We start from the raw sequence: 10362 nt of genomic DNA, 5'->3' as shown, positions 1-10362 counted from the left end.
GATCGAGGACCCCGTCTTGGCCGATCGCCACGCCACCCTTGCCAGCTTTGCGGATTTCCGCCGGATCGCCAAGGCGCGCATTCCGCCGCTTATCTTCGACTACTTCGAAGGCGGTGCCGGCGACGAGATAACGATCCGGGAGAATGAGACCGCTTTCGCAGCCGTGCGCCTTCCGCAAAGGGTGATGGTCGACATGTCCGCCGTTGACAGCTCGGGCGATCTGCTCGGCGAAGGCTGCGCGATGCCGCTCGCGCTCGCGCCGATCGGCTTTGCCGGCCTGATGTGCCGGCGCGGCGAGACCCAGGCGGTGCGCGCGGCCGAGGCCTCCGGCATACCCTTCTGCTTGTCTGCCAACGCGATCTGTTCGGTCGAGGAGGTCGCACGGGCGGCCCGTCGCCCCTTCTGGTTCCAGCTCTACATGATGCGCGACCGCGACGTCGTCACCGATCTGTTGCGCCGCGCCTGGGACAGCGGCTGCCGCACGCTGGTCTTCACCGTCGATCTCCCCATGCCCGGCATCCGGCGGCGCGACATCCGCAACGATCTGTTCGGCGGCATCTCCCCGGCCAAGCTGTTGAGCTATGCGCGCCATCCCCGCTGGCTGGTCGACGTCGGCCTGCGCGGTGGCCCGCACACATTCGGCAATCTTGCGCGCTATGTCGCCAAGGCGCGCAACCTGGCGAGCTTCGGCGGCTGGCTGATGGGGCAGTTCGATGCCAGCGTCACCTGGCGCGACATCACCTGGCTCCGGGACCAGTGGCAGGGCAAGCTCGTGATCAAGGGCATCCTTGATCCTCGGGACGCCGGTCTGGCGCTCGACAGTGGCGCCGACGCTATTGTCGTCTCCAACCATGGCGGTCGCCAACTCGACAGCGTTTCTCCCACGGCCGTGGCGCTACCGGCCATCGCCAAGGCCGTCGGCAGTCGGGCCAGCTTGCTCGTCGACGGTGGGGTTCGCAGCGGGCAGGACGTGCTGAAGGCGCTGCTGCTGGGCGCCGACGGCGTCCTCATCGGCCGCGCCTGGGCCTATGCGGCCGCCAGTGGCGAAGCGGCGATCGCGGCGCTGCTCGCCCGTTTCCAGTCCGAATTGCGTACGGCGATGGTACTGGCCGGTCTGCGGGATATCGATGCGGCGAAGGCGCTTGGGCGTTCGGATCAATTGTCGCGGATGGCAAACCCACTTATATGACATCTTTGCCTCGCGAGGCCTGTTTGAACGCTTTAGGAACAGCGATGACCCAATATGTTTCCGCCTCCGCGGCCGATGCCGATCGCCGGACGGGCGCGATAAGGCTGCACGGTCCGGAAGGGTTCGACGGCATGCGCAAGGCCGGGCAGATCACCGCCACGATCCTCGATTCCCTGACCGAGATGGTCAAACCGGGCGTCAGCATGGCGGCCCTCGACGATTTCGCGCGTGAAGCGATGCTGGCGGCCGGGGCCACACCGGCGAACATCGGCTATCGCGGCTACGCGCATACCAGCTGCATTTCGGTCAACCATGTCGTCTGCCACGGCATCCCCAGTGATCGGACGCTGAAGGATGGCGACATCGTCAATATCGACCTGACATCGCTGGTCGACGGCTGGCATGGCGACACCAGCCGAATGTTCCTTGTCGGCGACGTCGCGATCAAGGCGCGGCGGCTGGTCGACGTGACATATGAATGCCTGATGCTCGGCATCGAGCAGGCTAAACCCGGCAATCATCTGGGCGATATCGGCCACGCCATCCAGCGCCACGCCGAAAAGCATCGCTACGGCGTGGTACGCGATTTCGTCGGCCACGGGGTCGGCCGCGTCTATCACGACGCGCCGGATGTGCTGCACTATGGCAAGCCCGGCACCGGCCCCGAATTGCGGCACGGCATGATCTTCACCATCGAACCGATGATCAACATCGGCAAGCCCGACGTGAAGATCCTCGACGATGGCTGGACTGCCGTGACCCGCGACCGGACGCTGTCGGCGCAGTTCGAACATTCGATCGGCATCACCGAAACCGGCTGCGAGATCTTCACCGCCAGCCCCAAGGGCCTCCATCGCCCGCCCTATCGCTGAGGCGTCGCTCGGTCACCGGCGCGACAAGCGTCTGCGCCGCCAATTGAAACGGGCGGACGTGTCCCTGACACGCCCGCCCGCCAACGATCGTCCGAAGGGGATCAGGCCTTCCGGGTCGCCACGCCGACGACATAGTGACGGCTGATCTTCGTACCCTCGCTGTCCTCGTTGCGGCGCTCGATGGCCTCGACCATCCGGGTCATCGTCCGTTCAAACTGGCCGGCCTTCTCGAGCGCGAGGCTGCACCCGCGCGACACCGGATGCACCTGGTCCAGCCCTTCGAGGAAGGTGCGTGGCGCGGGACCGGTGTTGACCATCGGATGCTTCTGCAGGACGACGTCGAAGCCCTGCGCGCCGAACAGCGCACGCATCTCGTCCTCATTGCCCCAATAGCTGTACGGAAACGGCGCCTTGCCAACCACGGCCGCAGTGTCGTTGATCTGGATCTTCGCCACGTCGGAGATCGCATCGCCGCCGAACCAGCCGGTCCACACGATGCGCCCGCCCGGTTTTAACACCCGGGCCATCTCGGCGACCGCCGCCTCGCGGTCGGCGCCGAACATCAGGCTTACCGCATCGATCACCGCGTCGAAGCTGGCATCCGGAAAGGGAAGCCTGGCGACGTCGGCCAGCTCGAAACGGGTTTGGGGGAAATCCTTCATCTTCTCGCGCGCGACATCCAGCAGGCGGGGCGAAACCTCGATCGCGGTAACCCTCGCTCCGGCCTGGGCGGCCAGCAGCGCCGCATTGTTGCGCGCACCGACGTCCAGCACTGCCTCGCCCGGCGTTATCGCGGCGGTATCGACAATCATCTGGGCGATCGGCATCAGTGCCTCGCCGATGAACTCATATTGGCCAAGAGCGCCGAAATCGGGCGCGACCGAGAAGCGTCCGACATAATGGCCCACAAAGTCCCACACGGGCGCAACGGCTTCGGTCGTCGACATCATGTTCCTCCTGGCAAGATCGCGGGCACGCGGGTGCCGCGTTGCCAGCAACTATGCTGCGCCTTATCGGAAATGTCCAGTGCTTATCTGATATCTACCACCCATATGTGGACCGAGTTCGCTTCACAGAAATCCCCAGAAACCTAGCATTCTTGGTTGTTCATTGGCGAAACGCGGTCGACACGGTCCTATTATGCATTGCAAAGATATATGATATGTGTGAACAATTCCTTCGAAGCCAGGAAGGGAATCGAACCATATGCGCCTTTACCACTCCCCCATGAGCATCGCCCTGGCATGCCGCCTGGCGCTGACCGCGGCCGACATCGACCATGAGGTCGTGATCGTCAGTTCGCTCTCCGGCGAGACGAAGCGGGAGCCATTTCTGTCGATCAATCCCTTGGGCGAGGTCCCAGCCCTAGACGCCGGCGACGCGATCATCACCCAGACCGTCGCGATTCTGAGCTTCGTCGCAGACCTTGGCGGTCAGGGTTGGCCCGACTCCGATCCGCTCGCGCGGTCCAAAGAGCTGTCGACGATGATCGTTGCGGCGATCGAGGTGCAGCTTGCCTGGAAGATGCTGAACCGCCCCAACCGCTACGCACCCAGCGACGCCGCGGCGGCCGAAGTCGGGGCACAGGCGCGCGTTCGCCTCGACGACGCCTATGCCGAACTCGAACGCCGCGTCGCCTTGCGCGACACCGGCAAGCCGCTTGGCGTCCTCGATCATTATGCCGGCGTGCTCGCCCTCTGGAAGATCATGGCCCCCGCAGGTCAGGGCCTCTCGCCGACGCCACACCTCGATGCCATCAAGGACCGCCTCATGGACACGCCCAAGCTACGGCAGGTGATCGATGAGGACATCGCCAATTACACCGCGATGGTGGGCTAAACCCCTCGACGGCGCCTGCTCCCCGCTCGGTCAGATGAGCGCGGGCGCTGGCCCTGTTCGAAGAACGGATCGAACGAGAAGCGATGCGCGGCGAGCCTGCTCCAATTCTCACGGATCGCATCGTCGAACAACTGGCGCATCGCATCGGTCGCCGCGACAGAATCCTTGCGGGCGATGGCCCGGACGATCGCCTTGTGCCGGGTCACCTGGGCCTGCTTCATCGCCTTGGTGGTGCAGGCCTTCCAGGCCGCCCGCGTGGCGACGCGGGTGATCGGCGCGAAGGACGCAAGGATCTGGGCGAAAAGCACGTTATGGCTCGCCCGCGCGATCGCGTAGTGGAACTCCGCATTATATTGGGACACCAGGTCGGGATCGTCCATGTGCGTCGCGATCGCCTCGACGATGTCCTGAATCTCCTTCAGTTCCTCGTCGGTGCGGGCCGTCGCCGCCATTTCGGTGGCGCGCAGTTCGACGGTCTTGCGCACCTCCCAAACGTCGAGGATCGATATCTGCGAAGTATTGAAGCCGTGGACGATCGACGTTGCGAACAGCGAACCGTCGACATGGCTAACCTTAGGCTTACGTCCACGGGCGATGTCGATAATCTGCAGCGCGCCCAGCGCGCCGAAGGCCTCGCGCATCACGGCGCGGCTCACGCCCAGTTCGTCGCCGAAATATTTCTCGCCCGGCAGCGTGTCGCCGGGCCGCAATCCATTGTCCCTCATGTAATTTCCGACGGCGCGGATCGCCTGCTGGACCAGCGAACCACTGGAGCCCTGATCGTCCCCGGCCGGGGCAGCAGCGGTCGCCTTGCCGCGTCCTCGCGAAACGCGGCTGTCGTTGGCGCGCCTCCGCACGCTACGGCGGCCGGTCTCGGTGGCGATAGGGCTATTCATGCTTCATCTCCTACCGCTACCCACCAAAATCCGCAACGCCAAGGCCGATTGCGCGACCCCTCCCCATCGGCATGGCACCCCGACGGCCCGGCAAGCATAGGCGCTTGGAATATATCGCACACATGTCGGATACCTTAGAAGCGACCAGACATCGCAACAAGTAGCCATGTGCGAAATCCACGATCTATTTTTTTCCTATTTACCACGTCGTGCCGCTTGCCTTTAGACAATAGTTATCAGATATGTTTTGCTAAATTATGTCCCATTGGGCGCGTTGACATCCGCAAAGGCTGCACGAATGACCGATCCCGTACGCGACCTCGCTCTGGCCTATCGAATCCTGGGCTCCTTCAAGATCGGCGTCGGCGTTCTCGCGCATCTGACGATGCGAGGGACCCGCGGCTCTACCTTCTGGACCTACCAGCTCGGCCAGAGCGTGGAGGAGGTGCGGACCGCGGACCTCGTCGAGGTCGATTTCGACCTGAAGCCGATCTCCGGTCCAGGCAAGGTCAATCCCAGCCTCTCGATCCACGGCAAGATCTACTCCGCGCGCCCCGACGTGCAGGCGATCATCCATCACCATGGCGCCAACGGCGTCGCGCTCGGTGCGATCGGCGCCTCTGTGATCCCCTTCGACCAGCATGCCGCGCGCTGGCATGAGGAGATCGCCCTCGCCGAAGTCTATGAAAGCCCCCTCCTCCACGGCCAGAGCGCCTCGATCGCCGATGCGCTGGGCGACATGAAGGCGCTACTGCTCAAGCATCACGGCGTCCTCATCACCGGCAGCTGCCTGGCGGACGCTGTGGTCTCGACGATCGAACTCGACAATGTATGCGGCGCGCAGCTCAAGGCTATGGCGGCCGGCGAGGTACAGAGCATGCCCGCGGCCGAGCTAGCCGACGTCAAGCAGGTCATGGGCTCGAGCATCTATTATGAGGCCGCCTGGGCCTATTATCTGCGCCGGCTTCACCGCCTCGGCCTCGACCGGGGCATCGACGACGCGTCGCCGATGGGGTTCGAAGCAGTCGATGTCGATCTCGCGAGGGATTATAGCGCCAGTGTCAGGGAGAAGTAGAATGAGCGAGCTTTGGCGCCTTTCGGCCAGCGAGATGGCCCGGCTGGTCGCCGCCGGGGACGTTACCTCGCGGGAGCTTGTCGAATCCCATCTCGACAGGATCGAAACGGTCAATCCGCGGGTCAACGCAATCGCCCGCGTCCTGCGCGACGAAGCGCTCAGGGCGGCCGGGGAGGCCGATCGCAAGCGGTGGGAGGGCGCGCCCCTCGGCCCGCTGCACGGCGTCCCTTTCACGATCAAGGACTGCATCGACGTCGCGGGCCTGCCGACGACCTGGGGCACCAACCTGCTCGCCGAAGCGGTGTCGCCCGTCGACGCGCCGGTGGTGGAGAAGATGCGCACGGCCGGCGCCATTCCCATCGGCCGCACCAATCTTGCCGATTTCGCTATGCGTCCATCGACCGATAGCTCGCTCTACGGGCTGACCCGCAATCCCTGGGATCGTGACCGGACGGCGGGTGGGTCGAGCGGCGGCGACGCGGCGGCGCTTGCGTCGGGCATGACGCCGGTCGGCCTAGGATCGGACCTCGGCGGCTCGCTGCGCAATCCCGCCAACGCCTGCGGCATCGTCAGCGTCCGGCCCTCGGCCGGGCGCGTGCCCATCGCGCAGCAGGTTCCGGGCCCGGACCAGCATATCTCCAACCAGCTGATGAACGTCCAGGGACCGATGGCCCGCACCGTCGCCGACGTCCGCCTGGTCCTCGAAGCGATCATCGGGGCCCATCCCAGGGATCCATGGGCGATCGAGGCGCCGCTGGTCGGCAAGCCGATCGGATCGCCAATCCGCGTGGCGGTTATGACCGCCCTGCCCGGCCCGCCGCTGGAAAGCGCCGTCGCGGATGCGATACGCGGCGCCGCCGACGCGCTGGCCAACGCCGGCTATGACGTGGTCGAGGCTTGTCCGCCCCGCTACGAGGAAGCGATCGAGACCTGGGGACAGATCATCGTCGGCGACCAGCGCTTCGGCTCCGAAACGGTCCTGCCGCTGCTAAGCCCGGACACGCTGCGCTATTTCAACTTCTATCTCGACGGCGTTCCGCCCTTCGCCGATTCCTTCGAGATGTCGGCGGCCTTCATCCGCCGCCACAGCATCGCGATGGAATGGTCGGCCTTCCAGGAAGACCATCCGGTCATACTGGGCCCGACCTGGACCCGCGTGACGCCGGGCCACGACTACGACCTGGACGCGGGAAGCCTCGCGGGGCTGCTGGAGATCATCCGGCCGGTGACGCCTGCCAATCTGCTCGGTCTGCCCTCGGTCTGCGTGCCGAGCCGGCTCGATCCGGTGACCGGACTGCCGATCGGCGTGCTCGTCGGTGGCCGTCGCTTCCGCGAGGATATCTGCCTCGACGCGGCCGCCGTCATCGAGGCCGCTGCCGGGGTCGCGACGCCGATCGATCCCCGCTTCTGAAGCAGCGATGAGAAGTAAGCCGCAGAGACGACGCTGTCTCCGCGGCTTTCTATTTTGGCTCAGCGCGGTCCGGCGACCACATTCTCGATCGCGCCGATCCCATCGATCTCGCATCGCACGACATCGCCGGGCTTCAGGAAGATCGGCGGCTCCAGCGCCGCCCCGACGCCATGAGGCGTGCCGGTCGCGATCAGGTCTCCGGGCTCCAGGGTAAAGGCGGTCGAGAGATAAGCGATCTGCGCCCAGAGGCTGGCCACCATTTCGCTTGTATTGCTGTCCTGCCGCTTCTCGCCGTTCACGAAGCAACGCAGCCCCAGGGTGTGCGGATCGCCGATCTCGTCCGCGGTGACGATCCAGGGGCCGATCGGACCGTGGGTGTCGAACGACTTGCCCATGGTGAAGGTCGGCGAATGGAATTGCCAATCGCGGGCCGACACGTCGTTCGCCACCACATAGCCAAACACATGGCCTGGCGCGTCAGCCTCCGACACCCGTTTGGCGGCGCGGCCGATGACGGCGGCCAGTTCCACTTCATAATCCAGCTTCTCGGAGGCGCCGGGATCGATCAGGTCAAACGGCCCCGACAGGCAACTCGTCTGCTTGTTGAACCACAACTGGTGTTGCGGGCTTGCAATGCCCAGCTTGTCGGCCTCGTCGCGATGCTTGGCGTAGTTCATGCCGATCGCGAGATATTTGCCGGGCCGCTCGATCGGCGCCTGCAGCCGCACGCCGTCAATCGCGACCGACGCATCTTCACGCGCCACGATGGTAGCGATTGCGTCCAGCGCCTCGGCCCCAGCCGCGACGATCTCCATCATCGTCGTCCAGCGCAGGCCGGCCGCGACCAGGTCGACGATCCCGTCGCCCTTCACCACGCCGATGCGCACGCGCGCCCCGGCATCATATCGAACCAGCTTCATATCCTCTCCTTCGCTTATCCTGTGCTGGCAGGGGAGCGCCCCCCGACCCGAAAGCTCATCCGTCCGCGTCGCGCCGGTCCCTTTCCTCGCGCAAGCCGTTCCAATGATCGACCCGTTGCTTGATCGCCGCCTCGAAACCGCGTTCGTTCGGCGCGTAGAAGCGATGGCGGCCCAGTTCGTCCGGCCAGTAATTCTGCGCCGAAAATGCGTTTGGCCAGTCATGCGAATATTCATAGTCGGCCTTGAAACCGAGCGACCGGTGCAGTTCGGTCGGCGCGTTCAGGATCCGCCGGGGCGGCCGCACGTTCGGCGTAGCCTCCGCCAGTGCCGCCGCCTGTTTCCAGGCGAGGTAGACCGCGTTGGACTTGGGCGCCGTCGCGACCGCCACGATCGCCTGGGCCAGCGCATATTTGGCTTCGGGCATACCGACCTGCTGAAAGGTGTCGAGCGCGGCGGTCACCACACCCAATATCGTGGGATCGGCCATCGCGACCTCCTCCGACGCCATCACCAGCAGCCGGCGCAAAATGAAGCGCGGGTCCTCGCCCGCCTGCACCAGCCGCGCGCCATAATAGAGGGCCGCGTCCGGATCGCTGCCCCGGATCGATTTCTGGAAGGCGCTGGCCAGTTCGTAATGCCCGTCGCCCTGGCGATCATGGTTGGCGATGCGCCGCGACAATATCCGCCGGAGGTCGTCGGGGGTCAGCGGCCGTTCAGCCGGTGCATCGAGCAGATCCTCGACCATGTTGAGAAAATAGCGCCCGTCGCCGCCGGCCTGTTCGAACAGCGCCGCCCGCGCTTCGTCGGTCAGGCTCAGCCGCGCGCCGACATGCGCCTCGGCCCGTTGCAGCAGTTTCGCCAGCCCGGCGGCATCGAGCGGGTTGAGCGTCAATATCCGCGCGCGCGACGCGATCCCCTTGGGCAGGGTGAAGGACGGCGCCTCGGTGGTGGCGAGGATCGCGACGATCGTGCCGTCTTCCATCACCGGAAGCAGCGTCTCGGTGATGTTGCGCGCAGCCCTGTGGCTTTCGTCAAGGAACAGAAGGGTGCGCTTGCCGTTGCGCAACTGCCGCTTCGCTTCGGCATAGGCGGCCTTGAGCTCCGCGACGGTAACATTGGTCGCCGAAAAGGCCTCGAAGCGCATGCCCACCAGATCAGCCAGCAGCCGCGACAGGGTCGTCTTGCCGGTTCCCGGCGGTCCCCAGAAGATGATCGAGCCCAGCCGCCGCGCACCGACCATGCGGGCGAGCGGCGCATCGGCGCCGGTCAGGTGCTCCTGCCCGACGACCTCCACGATCGACGTCGGGCGCAATCGTTCGGCCAGCGGCCGGGCTTCGACCGCCGACGGCGTGTCGGAAATGGGTGCGGGTCCGGCATCGTCGAACAGATTCATGGCATATCCTGCGGTTGTCGACGCTCCAGCCCTCGCACCGGGTTAGAGCGGCTTTGCGCTGAGGTTCAATGACAGCTCGGCCGTCTCGGGGCCGAAGGCGGAAAGCGCGCGCCGGGCATAGTCAAGCAGCGGATCGCCGGCCGCGAGCGGCGGTAGGGTCGCGATCGTCCCGACGAAGATGAACAGCCCGATTAGGCACATATCGGCGAAGTTCGGTGTCTGCCCGCCGAGGAAAGGCCGGTCCTCGATCGCCTTGCGGACCGGCTCGAGCGCACGGCGCAGATCAGGCAGGCACGCCTCGCGATCGGCGACGAGCGCCTCCAGGGTCCGGCCGAAAAAGGCCTCCCGCGATTGCCGATAGTAGCCGCGCTCCTTCGGCGCCGAACAATCATGGGCATCGAGCATGTAGATCGGCAGCACGTGGGTGACGATCAGCTGCACCAGCCAATGGTCAAAGAAGCCGATCATCGACCGCTCGGTCGGGCCGGCGAAGATCGCGGGCCGGTCACGATAGGCCTCGTCTAGCCGTTCGGCGATAGCGAGGCTCTCATTCATTTGCCGGTCACCGAAGTCGATGATCGGTGCCGTCGCGAACCGCCCGTCGAACAGCTTCGGTATGTCGGTCAGGCCAAGCATCTCCGAACGATAGGCAAGCCCCTTGCGCGCCAGCGACAGTTTCGTTCGCCACACGAAGGGGCTGGCCGACCGCCCGTCCGCTATGCCGATCTCGTAGAGAACTATGCCCGGCATCCTTCCTTCTCTCCCAT

10 protein-coding genes are annotated in these 10362 nt (G+C 65.3%); 5 read left to right on the top strand and 5 right to left on the bottom strand.

All coding sequences use genetic code 11. The features are described from left to right. Window positions 1-16 precede the first annotated feature (16 nt). Both AAC014_RS10610 and map read left to right on the top strand, forming a co-directional pair. Window positions 17-1189 carry an L-lactate dehydrogenase gene (locus tag AAC014_RS10610; protein ID WP_339708133.1) on the top strand — a complete coding sequence of 391 codons (1173 nt, stop codon included), beginning with the start codon at window positions 17-19 and terminating at the stop codon, window positions 1187-1189. A gap of 44 nt (window positions 1190-1233) precedes the next feature. Beyond that, window positions 1234-2061: a type I methionyl aminopeptidase gene (map, locus tag AAC014_RS10605; RefSeq protein WP_339708130.1), complete on the top strand. Its 828-nt coding sequence runs from the start codon at window positions 1234-1236 to the stop codon at window positions 2059-2061. Between the two features lie 101 nt (window positions 2062-2162). Here the strand turns inward: map and AAC014_RS10600 are convergent, their stop codons facing one another. Beyond that, window positions 2163-3008 (bottom strand): methyltransferase domain-containing protein, encoded by an 846-nt coding sequence (locus AAC014_RS10600; RefSeq protein WP_339708127.1) that lies wholly within the window; start codon window positions 3006-3008, stop codon window positions 2163-2165. 259 nt (window positions 3009-3267) lie between these two features. Here AAC014_RS10600 and AAC014_RS10595 point away from each other — a divergent pair, with 259 nt between their 5' ends. Continuing rightward, entirely contained in the window at window positions 3268-3900 is a 633-nt protein-coding gene (locus AAC014_RS10595; protein ID WP_339708124.1) for a glutathione S-transferase family protein, read from the top strand. On the opposite strand, the gene AAC014_RS10590 is transcribed toward AAC014_RS10595, so the two are convergent. Next, window positions 3897-4796 carry an FCD domain-containing protein gene (locus AAC014_RS10590; protein WP_339708120.1) on the bottom strand — a complete coding sequence of 300 codons (900 nt, stop codon included), beginning with the start codon at window positions 4794-4796 and terminating at the stop codon, window positions 3897-3899. The genes AAC014_RS10595 and AAC014_RS10590 overlap by 4 nt on opposite strands. A 298-nt stretch (window positions 4797-5094) precedes the next feature. On the opposite strand from AAC014_RS10590, the gene AAC014_RS10585 reads away from it, so the two are divergent. Both AAC014_RS10585 and AAC014_RS10580 read left to right on the top strand, forming a co-directional pair. Continuing rightward, window positions 5095-5871 carry a class II aldolase/adducin family protein gene (locus AAC014_RS10585; protein ID WP_339708117.1) on the top strand — a complete coding sequence of 259 codons (777 nt, stop codon included), beginning with the start codon at window positions 5095-5097 and terminating at the stop codon, window positions 5869-5871. A 1-nt stretch (window position 5872) separates the two neighbouring features. Next, on the top strand, window positions 5873-7282 hold the full coding sequence (locus tag AAC014_RS10580; protein ID WP_339708114.1) for an amidase: 1410 nt from the start codon (window positions 5873-5875) through the stop codon (window positions 7280-7282). 59 nt (window positions 7283-7341) lie between these two features. On the opposite strand, the gene AAC014_RS10575 is transcribed toward AAC014_RS10580, so the two are convergent. From AAC014_RS10575 to AAC014_RS10565, 3 genes are read right to left on the bottom strand one after another with little or no spacing between them, the layout of a single operon-like run. Next, a complete protein-coding gene (locus AAC014_RS10575; protein ID WP_339708111.1) occupies window positions 7342-8202 on the bottom strand; it encodes a fumarylacetoacetate hydrolase family protein in 861 nt (286 codons plus the stop codon). Between the two features lie 55 nt (window positions 8203-8257). Further along, window positions 8258-9595: a replication-associated recombination protein A gene (locus tag AAC014_RS10570; protein WP_339708108.1), complete on the bottom strand. Its 1338-nt coding sequence runs from the start codon at window positions 9593-9595 to the stop codon at window positions 8258-8260. Between the two features lie 42 nt (window positions 9596-9637). Continuing rightward, on the bottom strand, window positions 9638-10345 hold the full coding sequence (locus tag AAC014_RS10565; protein ID WP_339708105.1) for a glutathione S-transferase N-terminal domain-containing protein: 708 nt from the start codon (window positions 10343-10345) through the stop codon (window positions 9638-9640). Window positions 10346-10362: the final 17 nt, after the last annotated feature.

The sequence above is a fragment of the uncultured Sphingosinicella sp. genome (genome assembly GCF_963974575.1).
Classification (GTDB): domain Bacteria; phylum Pseudomonadota; class Alphaproteobacteria; order Sphingomonadales; family Sphingomonadaceae; genus Sphingosinicella.
The sequence above is the reverse complement of the archived record's forward strand: the minus strand, read 5'-3'. Positions and strand labels throughout refer to the sequence as shown.